This window comes from Lysinibacillus sp. NPDC098008 (genome assembly GCF_044760715.1).
In the GTDB taxonomy this organism is placed as follows: Bacteria; Bacillota; Bacilli; order Bacillales_A; family Planococcaceae; genus Lysinibacillus.
On the sequence record NZ_JBIWBA010000013.1, the window covers coordinates 1 to 17122 of the forward strand.

At 38.0% G+C, this 17122-nt stretch carries 13 protein-coding genes; 11 read left to right on the forward strand and 2 right to left on the reverse strand.

What is annotated here, in order from left to right; all coding sequences use genetic code 11:
• Positions 1 to 119: 119 nt before the first annotated feature.
• On the forward strand, positions 120 to 1010 hold the full coding sequence (locus tag ACIQVU_RS12035; RefSeq protein WP_340804175.1) for a PucR family transcriptional regulator: 891 nt from the start codon (positions 120 to 122) through the stop codon (positions 1008 to 1010).
• Positions 1011 to 1091: 81 nt separating this feature from the next.
• Here the strand turns inward: ACIQVU_RS12035 and ACIQVU_RS12040 are convergent, their stop codons facing one another.
• Positions 1092 to 2588 carry an alanine/glycine:cation symporter family protein gene (locus ACIQVU_RS12040; RefSeq protein ID WP_340804176.1) on the reverse strand — a complete coding sequence of 499 codons (1497 nt, stop codon included), beginning with the start codon at positions 2586 to 2588 and terminating at the stop codon, positions 1092 to 1094.
• A gap of 334 nt (positions 2589 to 2922) precedes the next feature.
• Here ACIQVU_RS12040 and ACIQVU_RS12045 point away from each other — a divergent pair, with 334 nt between their 5' ends.
• The 4 genes from ACIQVU_RS12045 to ACIQVU_RS12060 all read left to right on the forward strand — a co-directional run bounded on the left by ACIQVU_RS12045 (position 2923) and on the right by ACIQVU_RS12060 (position 7378).
• Positions 2923 to 3624 carry an SDR family oxidoreductase gene (locus tag ACIQVU_RS12045; protein WP_402895702.1) on the forward strand — a complete coding sequence of 234 codons (702 nt, stop codon included), beginning with the start codon at positions 2923 to 2925 and terminating at the stop codon, positions 3622 to 3624.
• A gap of 175 nt (positions 3625 to 3799) precedes the next feature.
• Positions 3800 to 4825, forward strand: coding sequence for a proline racemase family protein (locus ACIQVU_RS12050; protein ID WP_402895705.1), 1026 nt, complete (start codon positions 3800 to 3802; stop codon positions 4823 to 4825).
• 212 nt (positions 4826 to 5037) lie between these two features.
• Entirely contained in the window at positions 5038 to 6120 is a 1083-nt protein-coding gene (locus ACIQVU_RS12055; protein WP_402895708.1) for a nucleotide kinase, read from the forward strand.
• Between the two features lie 58 nt (positions 6121 to 6178).
• Positions 6179 to 7378 carry a glycine C-acetyltransferase gene (locus ACIQVU_RS12060; RefSeq protein WP_402895710.1) on the forward strand — a complete coding sequence of 400 codons (1200 nt, stop codon included), beginning with the start codon at positions 6179 to 6181 and terminating at the stop codon, positions 7376 to 7378.
• 113 nt (positions 7379 to 7491) lie between these two features.
• Here ACIQVU_RS12060 and ACIQVU_RS12065 read toward each other — a convergent pair whose 3' ends face one another.
• Positions 7492 to 8661, reverse strand: coding sequence for a pyridoxal phosphate-dependent aminotransferase (locus ACIQVU_RS12065; RefSeq protein ID WP_340804181.1), 1170 nt, complete (start codon positions 8659 to 8661; stop codon positions 7492 to 7494).
• Between the two features lie 186 nt (positions 8662 to 8847).
• Here ACIQVU_RS12065 and ACIQVU_RS12070 point away from each other — a divergent pair, with 186 nt between their 5' ends.
• The 6 genes from ACIQVU_RS12070 (at position 8848) to ACIQVU_RS12095 (ending at position 17098) form a co-directional block, all read left to right on the forward strand.
• Entirely contained in the window at positions 8848 to 9639 is a 792-nt protein-coding gene (locus ACIQVU_RS12070) for a carbon-nitrogen family hydrolase (protein ID WP_340804182.1), read from the forward strand.
• 83 nt (positions 9640 to 9722) lie between these two features.
• Positions 9723 to 11261: a PucR family transcriptional regulator gene (locus tag ACIQVU_RS12075; RefSeq protein ID WP_340804183.1), complete on the forward strand. Its 1539-nt coding sequence runs from the start codon at positions 9723 to 9725 to the stop codon at positions 11259 to 11261.
• A 167-nt stretch (positions 11262 to 11428) separates the two neighbouring features.
• Positions 11429 to 12778 carry an aspartate aminotransferase family protein gene (locus ACIQVU_RS12080; RefSeq protein ID WP_402895713.1) on the forward strand — a complete coding sequence of 450 codons (1350 nt, stop codon included), beginning with the start codon at positions 11429 to 11431 and terminating at the stop codon, positions 12776 to 12778.
• A gap of 11 nt (positions 12779 to 12789) precedes the next feature.
• The gene (gene ald, locus ACIQVU_RS12085; RefSeq protein ID WP_402895715.1) at positions 12790 to 13908 is read left to right on the forward strand and encodes an alanine dehydrogenase; all 1119 of its coding nucleotides are present in this window, start codon (positions 12790 to 12792) and stop codon (positions 13906 to 13908) included.
• Positions 13909 to 13921: 13 nt separating this feature from the next.
• Positions 13922 to 15442, forward strand: coding sequence for a CoA-acylating methylmalonate-semialdehyde dehydrogenase (locus ACIQVU_RS12090; RefSeq protein ID WP_340804188.1), 1521 nt, complete (start codon positions 13922 to 13924; stop codon positions 15440 to 15442).
• 246 nt (positions 15443 to 15688) lie between these two features.
• A complete protein-coding gene (locus ACIQVU_RS12095) occupies positions 15689 to 17098 on the forward strand; it encodes an amino acid permease (protein ID WP_340804190.1) in 1410 nt (469 codons plus the stop codon).
• Positions 17099 to 17122 lie beyond the last annotated feature (24 nt).

Consider the following 17122-nt stretch of genomic DNA (forward strand, 5'->3'; position numbering starts at 1 on the left):
ATCATTTTTCTCCGTTTCATATCTATTAAGAATAGTATACAGGAAAACGAAGAAAAAGAGTGTAAGTCTAAAAGTTAATCACCTTATATATAGATGGCTCATTAGATGAATTATCTGAAATGGACAGCTCAATTGTTAAAAGAACTGTGCAAACTTTAGGGCAGCTTATTTTCCGAGATATTTATTCGAATGACCATCAGATGGAAGCACCAGATTGGATCAAGAATTGGATACTAGGAACAATCGGTGCAGATCAATTAATGATTAATCTAAAAAAGCTAAATTTGGATAAGGATATTGCTGAATTTATTGTGATGATAATTGATTGTCCAGATAATCAATTTTTGAAAGATGAATTTAAGTATTTATCAATATTTTTAAAATCGCAATTCAAGGTTATAGGAATTGATTTATTACCATTTATCTATAATCATCAGCTCACATGTATTTTATTTACCTATAAAAGCTGCAATAGAGCAGATATTGTAGTTATTTTGGAGAGAGTAGAGGAGTATTTTAAAAAGAAGCAGCAAGCCTTAAAGCTTGCAATAGGTCGTCCAGCTCAATCGTTATATAAATTATCTTTAGCCTATAAAACTGCAAATGAAGTGATGTTTTTCCATAATACAATGTATAAACAAACACTTTTATTTTATCAAGATATTTATATTTATCGATTAATTTATCCTTTATATGAAAAAGGGATATTAGAAGATTATGTGATCGATCATTTAGGACCTGTCATTGATTATGACTATCAATTTAACTCTAATTTAATTGAAACGTTACGAGTATACCTTTATAATAATTGCTCAAAAAAAGTGACAGCCACAGCTCTTCATATTGTTAGACAATCTTTATATTACCGTTTAGAAAGAATGAAGGAGTTAATTGGTGAAGATTTCGATGAATTTCCAAAGAAAACCGTATTGGAAACAGCACTAGTAGCATTAGACTTTTTAAATGCAATCGGGTATGACTGGAAGTATTCAAAAAAGAAAATTACTTGAAATTGACGATTAGCCGCTTATCACAATAGTAAATCTTCTTCAAAGAAGCTATCCATAGCTTCTTTGAAGAAGATTTTTTTATTATATCAATGGCACTTTTTCACGTTTAATATTTTCGGGTTCTTGTTGTTCTACCGTTCTTGTTTGCTCTAGTTCTTCCCAATAATCAGCATTTTTAATATTTAGTAAATTTGGACGGAAAATAGGGTTTTCTCCATTTTTCTTTTGTTGCTCATAATCTTTGAGCACTTTTATTGCCGTTTTAGCAAGTAGCACGATTGCGATCATATTAACCCAGCCCATTAAGCCTACACCTAAATCAGCAAGTCCCCAAATTAATGCAGCTGAATTAACAGAGCCAAATACGACCATAAATAGGAAGCCGAATTTAGCGATATAGTCTAAAGAATTTCCTTTAATAGAAAGTGTGCTCTTTAGATATACGAGATTTGTATCCATTTTATAGAAGTACGTGATTAATGTTGTAAAGCAGAATAGGAATAAAGATGCTGTCATAAAATATTTACCAAAAGAGCCGATAACCGTTGATATGGCAAATTGCGTATATAGCTCAGGTCCAGCATTCGGTAAGCTTGAAACGATTGCTGTGCCGTCTGCGCCAGTAACATTATACATGCCCGTAATTAAAATCATAAATGCAGTTGCTGTACAAATTAATAGTGTATCAAGATAAACTGAAAACGCTTGCACTAAACCTTGCTTTGCAGGATGTGAAACATTAGCCGCACCTGATTCAAATGTTTCAGAACCAAGACCAGCCGCATTAGAGAATACGCCACGCTGAACCCCTTTAGCAATAGCAAGACCTAAAAGACCACTAAATGTAGCATTCAAATTGAAAGCGCTTGAAATAATAAGCGAAAACATTGCTGGAATTTCAGAAATATTGAAGGCTAAAATAATTAAGCAAATTAAAATATAGCCAAAAGCCATAAATGGTACGAGAAATTCAGATACTGTAGCAATACGTTTAACACCACCGAAAATAATGACAGCAATTAAGATTGCTAATAAAATTCCTGTAATTAATGGCGAAATATTAAATGTGCTTTGAACAGTTAAAGCAATTGTATTTGCCTGTGTCGTTGGCCAAAGAATCCCAATGGCAACTGTTAAAATGATAGCAGAGGCAATAGCTAGCCATTTCATATTTAAGCCTTTATGAATATAGTAAGGCACTCCCCCACGATATTCCCCATTTATTTTACTTTTATAAACTTGTGTTAATGTAATTTCAATAAATGAAGTAGCACTTCCTAAAAACCCTGTAACCCACATCCAAAAGACTGCCCCAGGTCCCCCTAAACTAATCGCGAGTGCTACCCCTACGATATTACCAGTACCAACTCGGCTTCCTAATGACATCGCTAATGCTTGAAAAGAGGAAATCCCAGCATTATCATCATTTTTTTCAAAAAGTAATGTTACCATGTCCTTCAGCCTTCTTATTTGTACAAACCTCATTAAAATTGTAAATATAAGCCCTGCCGCTAAAAATAGAAAGATTAGCGCATTACCCCAAACGACCCCGTTTATAGCGTTAACAATTTCTAACATATACACGATCACCCCTTGATAATTTTCGAAAAATCAGAATATTGTGTTCAGTATATAGGAAAGAGAGATTGTTTGATTTAGACAGAGTGTAATGTTCTTTGAAGCGATATTTTTAACTTTGTGTCAGTTGTGTGAAGAATAGGGGATTTAGAAGAATTAATGACTAGCACCGTTCAATATATTATTTCTCAAAAATAAATGTTATTTGGGCGAATGTCAATAAGGAACCTTAAATTTTAGGCACAGTGTCTAATGCGAGGTTTTCATAAATAGATTATTCTTACAGAAGATATTTGAATATTCTATGATAAAAATGATTGGAGGTAGCTTTTAGATGGATACGAGAGTAGTAGCTATTACAGGAGCTGGAAGTGGCTTAGGTGCCTCCTTAGCCAAGAAATATTATGAATTGGGATATTACGTATGTTTGCTAGGACGTACGCGAACGAAGCTTTTGAAAACAGCACAATCATTTGAGCATCGTTACGCTATTTATGAAGTGGATGTTTCTTCAAAGAGCGATGTGAGTAAAGTGATGCAAGCCATTAAGCAGGAAGTTGGGCAAATTGATGTATTCATCAATAATGCTGGTGTAGGGGATTTTGATAGCGCTGAACATATAAGTGAACAAGCTATTCATCAAATGATCGACATTAATTTAAAAGGTACGATTTTTTGCACGCAAGAAGTAGTAAAGGATATGAAGAAAAGAGATCAGGGTTGCATCATCAATATTATTTCTTTATCAGGAAAAAGAGGGAAAATAAATGAGTCCGTTTATAGTGCCAGTAAGTTTGGTGCGCGAGGATTTACTGAAAGCTTAGCGCTTGAGCTAGAGCAGACAAAAGTTAAAGTATTTGGGGCATATATGGGAAATATGAAAACAGAATTATGGGATGGTGCTAAGGCAGAGGAAAGCTATATGGACCCAGATGATGTAGCAGATATTATTATTGAAAATACGATAGAAAGGAATAATATGGTGGTGGAGGAGATTATTATTAAAAATAATAAATATAAATATATTCAATATTAATAGAAGAGGAACTGTTTATCGTTAAATGGTTGCCTAGTTTCATATTAGATAGTTTGTGCATTCTAAATTCAGAAGGAACTGTAAAAATATTTGCCGTATAAATATGACAGCATGTAAGTTGATAAGAAAATTTAGAATAATAAAATTAGATGAGTATAATTTTAGGATGGATGATATGAACTGGTCACGTAAAATTAGTGTTGTTGGTGCACATGCAGAGGGAGAAGTTGGCAATGTTATAGTTGGTGGGATGCCTCATATCCCTGGCGATACGATGTTTGATAAAAAAGAATATATGGAGCAACATATGGACGAGATTCGAACGATGATGCTGTTTGAGCCACGTGGTGGTCCATTCCATAATGCCAATATTTTAGTCCCGCCATGTCATCCAGAAGCACAAATGGGATACATTATCATGGAAACTACGGAATATCCGCCAATGTCAGGCTCTAATACAATGTGTGTGGCAACAGTTTTACTGGAAACAGGCATAATACCAATGCAAGAGCCTATTACTGACCTGGTATTAGAAGCACCTGGAGGACTTATTCGTGTAAGATGTATGTGTGCAAATGGCAAGGTAAAGCAGGTGGAATTTACCAATGTCCCTACTTTCCCAATTCATTTAAATCAGGAAATAGAGGTAGCGGGGGTTGGAACAATTCAAGTGGATACATCCTATGGCGGTATGATGTTTGCGCATGTTCATGCTGAGAAATTAGGCTTCCATTTAACGCCAGATGAAGCACATGATATGTGTTTAGTAGGGCAAAAGGTTAAAAAAGCTGTAAATGAGCAATTAGAGATTGTACATCCTGAAAATAGCAAGATTCGTAGTGTATCGAATATTATATTTGAAGGTCCACTTCATCGTACGGATAATGGTATTGAAAGTAAAAATGGTACGGTTGTTCTCCATGGAAGACTCGATCGTTCACCATGTGGAACTGGTACTAGTGCTCGATTAGCTGTGATGGCTGCAAAAGGCTTAATAAAGGAAAAAGAGCTATTTATTAATGAGTCATTAACAGGAACGAAATTTAAAAGCTATATTGAGCGTAGGACAACGATTGCTCAAAAAGAAGCAATAATCCCAGTTATAGCAGGGCAGGCATGGATTACTGGCATAATGGATTATGGTATTGATCCAACAGACCCAATAGCCTATGGTCACCAAGTAAGTGATATTTGGTTTTAAATAAAACAAGGCTATCTAAAAAGTCGCTGAAAATAGACTTTTTAGATAGCCTTATGAATTTAAATAGAGAGTATTGTTTTATTAAAACGATGGTGATGCTATCCCCTTTTTCTTTCGCCTCTTAATTCCTCTATTCTAACAAAGTGGCAGTTGTTTAATCAGCATTGCCATATTTTTTTGTGCTTCTTCATATAATGCATGGCGAAGGAGGAATGTGGTTGAATGGAAATGTGACGTATTACTTCGGACACGCATTGACTGGGCAAGGTGTGAAACATTTATATAAAGAGCTGATGGAAGAGGCGGAGCTTGTTTATTTTTTGCAAGGTGCACCAACCTTTAAAGGGTCAGAGCTTTTAAAGGAGCTAGGCTATTTCTATGTGAAGCAGGGCTTTAGTGTTGAATGGTTTAAGCATGCTTTATTAGAAGATGCTGTAGAGGCTGTTTATATAAAGGGTTGCAATAGACTTTTTGTATGGGCATCTGAATGGGCTCTTGAACCGACATTGCTTGGCACAAAGCATCGTGTGCTATCTTTTTATGACTGTTTGGAGGCAGAGCAGCTTGAAAAAGCAGGTGAACGGCTTGCGATTGCGATGCAGGAGCGTCTATCCTGGCGTGAGAAATGCATTGCTACACTGAATCATGCTATTAAGCTTCATGATGAATGGGAGATTATCACGCAAAGCTGTATGAACTGGCAGGCATTGGATGAACAAGTAGCAAGCTTAAAAACAGAGCTATTTCAAGCTATCACCTTGAATAAAGCAGGTACTCGTACGCATCGTTTACTAGGAACGTTAACGCCTAGAGGTGCAGAAAATACAGTGGATAGCATTACTAAAAATATAACGACTAGACTGATGATTAAAGGCAAGCCTGGTACAGGAAAATCTTCTTTAATGAAGGATTTAGCAAATGAGGCAAATGCAAGAGGGCTTGATGCGCAAATTATTTGGTGCGGCTTAGATGCAGGCTCTGTGGATATGGTGATTATTCCAGAGCTAAACTTCTGTATTTTTGATAGTACAGAGCCTCATGTTTTTGACCCACAAGATGGTCGATTAGGTGATCGAATATTTGATATTGGTCAGCATTGTATGTTATCAAAGAAAGCCGAAACTGATATTGAAGCTGTTCGAGCACAATATAAGGAAGCAATGCAGGATGCGATGGGCTATGCGAAGCGCTATGCAGAGGCAGAATATAAGGTTCGCGAATTATTAGATCATTGTCTGTCAACATCTTTATGGCGCGAAAAAACAGCACCACTCTTTGAAAGGGTAACAAAATAATTTAGCAAATGACAGGCTTATGCTAAACTAGGAGCTAGAACAGTTTTCCTAGGAAAGGATGATACGCTTGTCAAAAGTATTAAATGCATTTTTAGATGAAAACCTACAAGCCTTACATGAACAAGGCTTATACAATGAAATTGATCCAGTAGAGGGAGCAAACGGCCCAATTATTAAAGTACGTGGCAAAAATCTTGTAAACTTATCCTCTAACAATTATCTTGGCTTAGCAACAAATGAAGATTTAAAGCGTATTGCCAAAGAAACAATTGCTCAATATGGTGTTGGCGCAGGTGCTGTTCGGACAATTAACGGTACACTTGATTTGCATGTAAAATTGGAAGAAAAGCTTGCGGAATTTAAAGGAACAGAAGCGGCAATCTCTTATCAATCAGGCTTTAATTGTAATATGGCAGCTATTTCTGCTGTAATGGATAAAAACGATGCGATTCTTTCAGATCAATTAAACCATGCCTCAATTATTGATGGCTGTCGTTTATCGAAGGCAAAAATTATTGCATATAATCACTCTGATATGGAGGATTTACGTGCTAAGGCAAAAGCAGCGAAGGAATCAGGCTTATATAATAAAATTATGGTTATTACAGATGGTGTGTTCTCGATGGATGGTGATATTGCTAAATTACCTGAGATTGTGGAAATTGCCAAAGAGTTTGATTTAATTACGTATGTTGATGATGCACACGGTTCAGGTGTAACGGGTAAAGGTAAAGGAACTGTAAAGCATTTTGGACTTGAAAAAGAAATCGACTTCCAAATTGGTACATTGTCAAAAGCAATTGGTGTTGTTGGGGGCTATGTAGCAGGGAAGAAAAACTTAATTGATTGGTTAAAGGTGCGCTCACGTCCATTTTTATTCTCAACAGCACTACCACCAGGTGATGTAGCGGCAATTACAGCAGCTGTTCAAATGTTGATTGACTCTACAGAGCTACACGATAAGCTGTGGGAAAATGGCGATTATTTAAAGGCAGGGCTTAAGAAGCTAGGCTTTAATATTGGAGAGTCTGAAACACCAATTACACCATGTATTATTGGGGATGAAAAGCTAACACAGGAGTTTTCAAAACGCTTATTCGAAGAGGGCGTTTATGCAAAATCCATTGTTTTCCCAACAGTGCCAAAGGGAACGGGACGTGTGCGTAATATGCCAACAGCCGCGCATACAAAAGAAATGCTAGACGATGCATTAGCAATTTACGAAAAAGTTGGTCGTGAACTAGGTGTTATTCAATAAAGAAGAAGGCTTCCTCGCTCATGGGGAAGCCTTTTATGATGGTTCAGTGGATAGGAGAGTGGAGTTGCCGAATAGAACGCCAAAAGTGACGGATAGGAGAGGCACAACCGATATTAGCGATTAAATAATTGCAGTTGTTCAATTCTATGAATAGCTTCGCGTAAGCGTTCCTCGCTAACGAGTAAGCCAACGCGTATATAGCCTTCGCCGTATTGTCCAAAGCCATTGCCTGCTGCAACTGCAATATCTGCTTTTTCAAGCAACAGGTCAGCGAACTGTTCACTTGTATAGCCTACTGGCACAGGCAACCATGCGAAGAAGGAGCCTTTTGGTGCAGTTACTTGCCAGCCAATGCGATGAGCTTCTTCAATCAGCACATTTCGACGGCGCTCATAGGTAGCTCTTAATTCATCGGCACATGTCTGAGAGGCTGTCAGTGCAACTGCGGCAGCCTGCTGGACAGCGGGGAATTGGCTACAAAATAGATGGTCTTGAATAAGATTGATGGCAGCGATTATATCGGCATTGCCAACTGCAAAGCCTATGCGCCAGCCTGCCATATTATAAGTTTTGGATAGTGTATACATTTCGATGCCAACATCTTTTGCGCCCTCTGCCTGTAAGAAGCTAACGGGTTTGCAGCTATCGAAGCCGATCGCACCATAAGCAAAATCATGTGACACGATAATATTATGCTCTTTAGCAAAGCGTACCGTTTCCTCAAAAAATTCAAGTGTTGCCGTACCGCCTGTAGGATTGTTTGGATAATTTAAATATAATAATTTTGCTTTTTCCTTTGCGTCTTCAGGCAAGACATGGTAATCTGGCAAGAAATCATTTTCAGCAAAAAGTGGCATCACTTCAAAATTTACATCTGCTAGGGCAACACCAGATAAGTAGTCTGGATAGCCTGGGTCTGGTAAAAGCATTGTGTCACCAGGATTTAATATTGCTAAAGGAAGCTCTACAAGTCCAATTTTTGTGCCGCCAAGGACAGCAACTTCCGTGTCAGGATCAATGTCCACACCATACTCACGATGATAAAAGTCAGCCGCAGCTTGGCGTAATTCAGCGATACCGCGAAATGGCGAATATTTATGATGCTGAGGGTTTTCAGCCGCCTTCTGTAATGCCTGAATAATATGAGGAGGCGTTGGTTGGTCAGGATTTCCCTGTCCAAGATTAATAATATCGCGCCCTTGCTCAAGCGCAGTATTTACTTTTTGTGCAAGTGCTGCAAAAAATTGAGTAGGTAGTTGTTGAAGCTTTTTAGAAAATTCCATGTATGTTCACCTTTTTCAGAATATAATAATAATTGTTAAAGAATTATGTTGCCAATACTATTATTTTTTTAGTGAATTGTCTAGTCTTTATTAGGATTAGTTGTAGATAGGTTACTTGGAAGATAAGTACATATAGTATAATGAAAACTATGAAAATTTAGTTATCTATTTAGAGGAGGAATGGGCATGAAAATCGGTTGTATTCAATTAAATGTTGGCTTTGGCAAGGTAGAGGAAAATTTTGTGCGCGCTGAGGAGAAAATTCGTGAGGTCGTGCAGCAGGGAGCGGAGATTGTTGTGCTGCCAGAAATGTGGAATACAGGCTATGCATTAGAGAAGCTACCTGAGCTAGCGGATGTGAATGGAGAGCGGACAAAGGCATTTTTGGCAAATTTATCAAAGGAGCTTGGTGTACATATTGTTGGTGGCTCTGTATCAACAAAAAAAGGCGAGAAATTTTATAATACAATGTATACATTTGATAAAAATGGTGAGTTAGTCGGTGAATATAGCAAGGCACATCTTTTCCGTTTAATGGATGAGCATCTTTATTTAGAGGCGGGAGATGAGATGAACCGCTTTGCACTTGGTGATCTTGAGGCTGCTGGAGTGATTTGCTACGATATTCGTTTCCCTGAATGGCTACGCGCACATGCATTGCAGGGGGCGAAGGTGCTGTTTGTGCCTGCACAATGGCCAACGCCTCGAATTGACCATTGGAAAACATTGCTGCAGGCGCGTGCCATTGAAAATCAATGCTTTGTTATTGCGGTGAATCGTATTGCGAAAAAGGTAGAAAATTTTAATGGGCAGTCAATGATTATTCAGCCATGGGGTGAGGTACTATGGACAGGCGCAGAGGATGAGGAAGTAGCTGTCATTGATGTAGACTTTTCCATTGTTGATGAAGTACGGGGCAGAATCCCTGTCTATGATGATCGTAGACCGACACTCTATGATGGTATTCTTCAAAAATAAATTATAGAAGGCTATTTAGCTAAGAAAGCAGATAGCCTTTCTTCATTTGAAAATAGATGATAGAAAGGAATACTAACAATCATATGACTGAATTTTTATTAACAATTGAATCAATAATGATGAGAAAGCATTTTGAAAAGACAAAGGTCGTTGCAGGACATGGTAGTCTTCAACGCTATGTAAAATGGGTGCATATATTAGAATCTTTAGATATTGATACATTTGTGAAGGGTGGAGAGTTAATTTTAACGACAGGTATTCCAATTGCTCAAGATGAGGAAGTTTTTATTGATTTTATAAAAAAGCTTTCTCAATTGGATGCAGCAGGTCTTTGCGTGGAATTAGGGAAGCATATTGAGCACATTCCAGAGAGCGTTATACAATGTGCGAATGCATTAGAATTTCCTATTATTACATTTACAAATATTGTACCATTCGTTGAAATTACACAAGATATTCATAAACTGCTGATTAATCAGCAGTATGAGCTGCTTCAGCATTTAGAATCCTATGCGCAGGATTTACATAAGCTTGCGTTATATGCAACAAATTATGAGCAATTGTTAATGAGGATGCATAAGTATTTAAATGTATCGATTGCTTTTGAATTAAAGGGAGAAGACACTTTATATATTCCGAATACACAACAAGCACTATTTCATCGTTTAAAGCAGACAGCGTCTAGTAACACAGAGCATTTTCTATCAAAGGATATTTATTTATTACAACAAAAATATGGCACAATTTATATCTATTCTGTCAATCGGATTTTAACGGAGTTGGATACGTTAATTTTAGATCGTACAAGTGTAGCTTTGGCGAATTATTTATTAAGAGATTTATATATTGATGAAAAGCAGGGTAATGAAAATCGTTTAATTTTGACACAATGGCTGCACAATGAATTAACAATGCAAGATATCCAATTATTTTTGGAGGATTATGCGCCTAAAACAATAAGGTGTTCATGGATTGTGATGATACAGCATATTACAAGATTCAATAAAAATCAAAATCTAACGTACCATAAATTATTTATACATAATATTTTAGAGAAACATGGATTTTTTTCATGTACAGTTGAAGAAAATCGAGAGTTAATTTTTATGATAGCGGATATGTGGGGGAAAAATGACTATAAGGAACGGCTTGAAGCGGTGGTAAGGGAAATGAATGAGAAAAGCCAAGAGGATATGCCAAATATTGTTGGCTTTGGTCATTATGTCAACAGCCCGCAAGATATATTTAGAAGCTATGAAACGGCGAAAAATACGATTTTTATTCGTAAGCATAATAAAAGCCTTTCCTATTTTTTTGATGACCTACCATTACAGCATATGCTTTTACAATTGCGGAAGGATAAGGTTTTTTTAGATGTTGCCAGACAGTATTTGTCCCCCTTATTTGAATATGACCAGCAATTTAATGGTCAACTAGTGCGCACATTAAAGAAATATTTGGAAATGAATGGCTTAAAAAAGGAAACGGCACAGGAGTTATTTATTGTACGACAAACACTATACCATCGTTTAGAGAAAATTGAATCGATTATTGGCAAGGATTTTATGAAGGGGGATCAGCGCTTAGCGTTAGAGCTGATGCTGCGCCTTATTGATGAATAGCATAGCAAGAAAAGGGGGTTTCAAATGTTATTTGAAACGCCCCTTTTTTATAGACTTGCCATTTTGTTATATGTTTTGTCTAAATGATCTTACACTTTGACTAATGAAAGCCCTTCCACTTTCATGCATACTAAACATACCAACTAATACAGGGAGGCACGATGAATATGAAAAATGCAACGGATTTCGATTGGCGTACAAAGGATGAACAATTTGTCTGGCATGCAATGAGTCCATATAATCCCCAAAATACAATGATTATCGAAAAATCAGAAGGGGTTTGGGTAACAGATATTGATGGCAACCGTTATTTAGATGCGATGGCAGGTTTATGGTGTGTCAATGTTGGCTACGGTCGTGAGGAAATTGCAAAGGCAGCTTACAATCAGCTTGTGCAAAACTGCTATACACCGCTTTCCTATAGTCATACTTCAGCCATTTTATTGAGTGAAAAAATTAGTGAGTTGCTTGGTGGCGACTATGTTGTTTTCTATTCAAACAGCGGCTCTGAGGCAAACGAGGTAGCCTTTAAAATTGCTCGTCAATACCATAAGCAAACAGGGCAGCATGAGCGTACAAAAATCATTTCACGCTACCGTGCGTATCATGGTAATACAAGTGCTTCACTTGCAGCAACAGGGCAGGCACAGCGTAAATTTAAGTATGAAGGATTAGCACCTGGCTTCTTACATGTAACACCGCCTGATATGTATCGTTCACCTGAGGAAGCGGAAAATCCAATTGATTTGCCTTCTGTTCAAGAGGTAGACCGTACAATGACATGGGAGCTATCTGAAACGATTGCAGCAATGATTATGGAGCCAATTATTACAGGTGGTGGCGTACTTGTACCAAATGACCAATATTTAAAGGGCATTCGTGAAGTTTGTGATAAGCATGGCGCATTGATGATTGTCGACGAGGTAATTTGTGGCTTTGGTCGTACAGGTAAGGCATTTGGTTTCCAAAACTATGGTGTGCAGCCTGATATTATTACAATGGCAAAGGGCTTAACAAGTGCTTATATGCCACTATCAGCAACAGCTGTAAAGCGTGAAATTTATGAAGCATTTATGGCAGCAGGTGATTATGAGTTTTTACGCCATGTCAATACATTTGGAGGCTCTCCTGCAGCATGTGCCGTTGCATTGAAGAACATTGAAATTATGGAGCGCGAGCAATTATTTACTCGCTCTGAGGAAATGGGCGCTATTTTATTCGAGGAGCTAACAGAGCGCTTAGCGAACCATCCGCATGTTGGTAATATTCGTGGTAAAGGCTTACTAGTAGGAATTGAGCTTGTTGAAGATAAGCAGACAAAAAAACCTGTTGATATTTCGTATACAAATGCAATTATTGCTGCTTGTAAAAAGCAAGGTGTCATTATTGGGAAAAATGGTACAACGACAGCAGGCTTTAATAATGTACTAACATTATCACCACCACTTACGTTAACAATTGAAGAGAAAAATACAATTGTCGAAGCATTGGCAAATGCTTTTGCACAGCATCAATAGGAGGAAAGAACATGCGTATTGGTATTCCAAAAGAAATTAAGGTATTAGAAAATCGTGTCGCAATTACTCCAGCAGGTGTGGTATCACTTGTAACGGCTGGACATGAGGTTGTTATTGAAACAAATGCAGGAGCTGGCTCTAGCTTTACGGATGCGTTATATACAGAAGCAGGCGCTACGATTGTTGCTACTGCTCGTGAAGCATGGAATGTTGATATGGTATTAAAGGTAAAAGAGCCAATTGTATCAGAATACCAATATTTCCGTGATGGTCTTATTTTATTCACTTATTTGCATTTAGCGGCAGATGAGGAATTAACAAAGGCGTTGATTGAGAAAAATGTTACGGCAATTGCCTATGAAACAGTACAATTACCAGACCGTTCATTACCACTGCTATCACCGATGAGTGAGGTTGCAGGACGTATGGCTACGCAAATTGGTGCACAGTATTTAGAGAAAATTAATGGCGGTAAAGGTATTTTATTGGGCGGTGTTTCTGGCGTTGAGCGTGGAAAAGTAACGATTATTGGTGGCGGTATGGCTGGGGAAAATGCAGCACAAATCGCTATCGGTATGGGGGCACAAGTCACAATTTTAGATATTAATCCTGTTCGTCTTCGCCAGCTTGAAGCACAGTTTGGTCGCAGTATTCAAACATTGATTTCAAATCCATTTAATATTGCGAAAGCAGTAGCAGAAGCAGACTTAGTGGTTGGGGCGGTATTAATCCCAGGAGCAAAAGCACCGAAGCTAGTAACAGAGGCAATGGTTCAGGCAATGCAGCCAGGCTCGGTATTAGTGGATGTGGCAATTGATCAGGGGGGTATTTTTGAATCTTCTGACCGTGTCACAACACATGAGGACCCAATTTATGTGAAGCATGGTGTTGTTCATTACGCAGTTGGTAACATGCCTGGAGCTGTTCCACGAACATCTACAATTGCCTTAACAAATAATACAATTCCATATGCATTATTGCTTGCCAATGTAGGCGTTGAAGCGGCTATTGCACAAAATAAGCCATTGGCGCTAGGCTTGAATGTATACCAAGGTCAAATTGTTTATGAGCAAGTAGCCATTGCGCATAACTTGCCTTATAACCCATTACAAACACTTGTAACAGTTTAGGAGGAGTTCAACAATGACAGAATTAGTTTCAGTGAAAGAATTGACACATTTCATTAATGGTGAGGCGGTAACGGGTACAAGTGGTCGCTTTGGAGATGTTTATAATCCATCAACAGGTGAAGTGATTGCGAAAGTACCTTTAGCGACAAAAGAGGAAACTCAACATGCAATTGCGACAGCACAGGCGGCTTTTCCTGCTTGGCGTGATTTATCAGTAGCAAGGCGTGCACAAGTCGTTTTAAAATTCCGCAATCTACTTGAGGAAAATAAAGAAAAGCTAATCGAAATTATTTGTACAGAGAGCGGTAAAACTGTAGAGGATGCAAAGGGAGAGGTTACACGCGGTCTGGAATCAGTGGACCTTGCAATCGGCGCTCCACATTTAGTAAAGGGTGAATACTCTGTTAATGTTGGTGGTGGCATTAATGCTTATTCCGCAAAATATCCACTTGGGGTTGTAGCAGCTATTTCACCATTTAACTTCCCGATTATGGTGCCTCTTGCACAAACAAGTATGGCGATTGCGGTTGGGAATGCAGTTATTTTAAAAGCATCAGAAAAGGTGCCAATGACAGCTCTATTTGTTAGTGAGCTATGGAAGCAAGCAGGCTTACCAGATGGTATTTGGACAGTTGTAAATGGCGATAAAGACGCTGTTAATGAGCTGTTAGAGAACCCTGCTGTTCAAGCGATTTCGTTTGTAGGCTCTACACCTGTAGCGAAATATATTTATGAAACAGGTGCGAAATACGGCAAGCGTGTGACAGCACTTGGTGGTGGTAAAAATAATATGGTCGTAATGCCAGATGCCGACTTAGAGCAGGTAGCAAGTGCCTTTATCGGTGCAGCATATGGTGCAGCATCACAGCGCTGTATGGCGATTTCTACGCTAATTGCTGTTGGAGAGGATACTGCCGAGCGCATTGTAGCAATTTTAAAGCAAAAAATTGATGCTTTAAAAGTAGGCGTGTATACAAATCCTGAAACAGATTATGGTCCTGTGATTTCACAGCAATCAAAGGAGCAAGTGCTGACTGCTATTAATCGCGGAGAGCAGGAAGGGGCTGTTGTTGTATGTGACGGCCGTGAAGCGGAGATTACGAAAAAATCAAATGGCTTCTTCCTTGCCCCAACATTGCTAGACCATGTGAAGCCAGGGATGGAAATTTATGAGCAGGAAGTTTTCGGTCCTGTGCGTAATGTAGTACGTGTGGATTCATTAGAAGAGGCGATTACATTAATTAATAGCCATGAACTAGCAAACGGTGTAACAATCTTTACAAATGATGGTCTTGCATCTCGCAAGTTTACAACAGAAATTGATGTGGGTATGGTGGGTGTCAATGTCCCGATCCCAATTCCAGTTGGCTACTATAATTTTGCTGGCTTTAAAGGCTCACGTTTCGGTGAAGGACATATGTTTGGTCCAGACCAAGCGCGTTTCTTTACAAAAACAAAGACGATTTCAGAGCGCTGGTTATCACCTGCTGAAAATACGGGATCAACATTTGCGTTCCCAAGCAACAATTCTTAATATATTAAAATAGAACTACGCAGAAAATGTCATTTTTCTGCGTAGTTTTTCTTTTGGATTCGACAAGATAATGAATAATATTTATGTTTAATGTGTTGTTTTTACTTGTATAAGCGAAAATATGCTATTTTACATTTTGTGTGAAACAAGTGTCTAACATTTTATATTTTGTCTATTACGTAACCATATAAGAACATGTAAGATTTTATGTAAGCGATTACACAATCTTGAAGAAGAGGTGAAAGTATGGAGCAACAAACGCATTTAAAAAGAGGATTAAAGAAACGGCATATGACAATGATTGCCATTGCCGGGGTTATCGGTGCTGGGCTATTTATGGGAAGTGGCTCAGTTATTAACTTGGCTGGTCCAGGCGCAATTTTATCGTATGTCTTTGCAGGATTTATTGTTATTTTAGTAATGCGTATGCTAGGTGAGATGGCGGCTGTTAATCCGACAAGTGGATCGTTTGCCCATTATGCACATGAAGCTATTGGTCCATGGGCAGGCTTTATGATCGGCTGGTTGTATTGGTTTTTCTGGGTTGTTGCCATTGCATTAGAGGCAACCGCAGCGGCAGCCATTATTCAATATTGGTATGACGGTGTTCCTTTATGGCTATTAAGCATGATATTAACAGTGGCATTGACGTTAACAAATGTTCTTTCTGTAAAAGCTTTTGGTGAATTTGAGTATTGGTTCTCTCTTATTAAAGTTGCAAGTATTATCATCTTCTTAGGTCTTGGCGCATTTATTATTTTTGGGATTGCCCCGAATTTTAGTGCTGTTGGTATGACGAATTTAGTTGGACAAGGTGGATTTTTACCAAATGGCTTTGGCGCTGTTTTAATGGGTGTTGTTATTGTTATTTTTTCCTTTATGGGAACAGAAATTGTAGCGATTGCTGCTGGTGAATCAGATGAGCCTTTAGCAGCTGTTACCAAGGCTACAAACTCTATTACTTGGCGTATTTTAATTTTCTATGTAGGTTCTATCGCTGTTGTTGTAACATTATTACCTTGGCATTCTTCAGATATTTTAACAAGCCCTTATGTAGCGGTATTAGATTATATTGGCATTCCTGCTGCGGCGCAAATTATGAATTTTGTTGTTTTAACAGCTGTGTTATCATGCTTAAACTCAGCGCTTTATGCAACATCACGTATGGTCTTTTCTCTAGCAGAGAAAGGGGAAGCACCAAAAGCATTTTTGAAATTAAATAAAAATGGTGCACCTGTGAATGCCATATTAGCAGCAACATTTTTCTCCTATATTGCCGTTATTATGAATTATGTATCACCAGATAAAGTATTTATGTTTTTACTAAGCTCTTGTAGTGCGATTACATTAATTCTTTACTTAATTATTGCTTTCTCACAATTAAAAATGCGACGAAAAATTGAAAAGGAAAATCCTGAACTGTTAAAGGTGAAAATGTGGTTGTTCCCTTATTTAACGTATTTCACAATACTAGCTACAACTGCATTATTAATTGCAATGTTCTTTATTGATTCCATGCGCTCGCAAATTTTATTTACATGTGTTGTTGTTGCTGTTGTTATGTTTTTCTATTTAGTGACACAGCGGAAAAAATTAGTGAAGCCAGTAGAGGAGTCTAGCCCTATTCTTCCTAAAAAAGAGTTAGATTTTGAATAATAGAATGTAGGGTTTGGTTAAAAG

Coding starts and splice junctions, on each gene's coding strand:
- ACIQVU_RS12055 (WP_402895708.1), top strand. CDS start 5,038: ATGTGGTTGAATGGAAATGTGACGTATTACTTCGGACACGCATTGACT.
- ACIQVU_RS12070 (WP_340804182.1), top strand. CDS start 8,848: ATGAAAATCGGTTGTATTCAATTAAATGTTGGCTTTGGCAAGGTAGAG.
- ACIQVU_RS12060 (WP_402895710.1), top strand. CDS start 6,179: ATGATACGCTTGTCAAAAGTATTAAATGCATTTTTAGATGAAAACCTA.
- ACIQVU_RS12050 (WP_402895705.1), top strand. CDS start 3,800: ATGAACTGGTCACGTAAAATTAGTGTTGTTGGTGCACATGCAGAGGGA.
- ACIQVU_RS12065 (WP_340804181.1), bottom strand. CDS start 8,661: ATGGAATTTTCTAAAAAGCTTCAACAACTACCTACTCAATTTTTTGCA.
- ACIQVU_RS12095 (WP_340804190.1), top strand. CDS start 15,689: ATGGAGCAACAAACGCATTTAAAAAGAGGATTAAAGAAACGGCATATG.
- ACIQVU_RS12040 (WP_340804176.1), bottom strand. CDS start 2,588: ATGTTAGAAATTGTTAACGCTATAAACGGGGTCGTTTGGGGTAATGCG.
- ACIQVU_RS12090 (WP_340804188.1), top strand. CDS start 13,922: ATGACAGAATTAGTTTCAGTGAAAGAATTGACACATTTCATTAATGGT.
- ACIQVU_RS12045 (WP_402895702.1), top strand. CDS start 2,923: ATGGATACGAGAGTAGTAGCTATTACAGGAGCTGGAAGTGGCTTAGGT.
- ACIQVU_RS12075 (WP_340804183.1), top strand. CDS start 9,723: ATGACTGAATTTTTATTAACAATTGAATCAATAATGATGAGAAAGCAT.
- ACIQVU_RS12035 (WP_340804175.1), top strand. CDS start 120: ATGGACAGCTCAATTGTTAAAAGAACTGTGCAAACTTTAGGGCAGCTT.
- ald (WP_402895715.1), top strand. CDS start 12,790: ATGCGTATTGGTATTCCAAAAGAAATTAAGGTATTAGAAAATCGTGTC.
- ACIQVU_RS12080 (WP_402895713.1), top strand. CDS start 11,429: ATGAAAAATGCAACGGATTTCGATTGGCGTACAAAGGATGAACAATTT.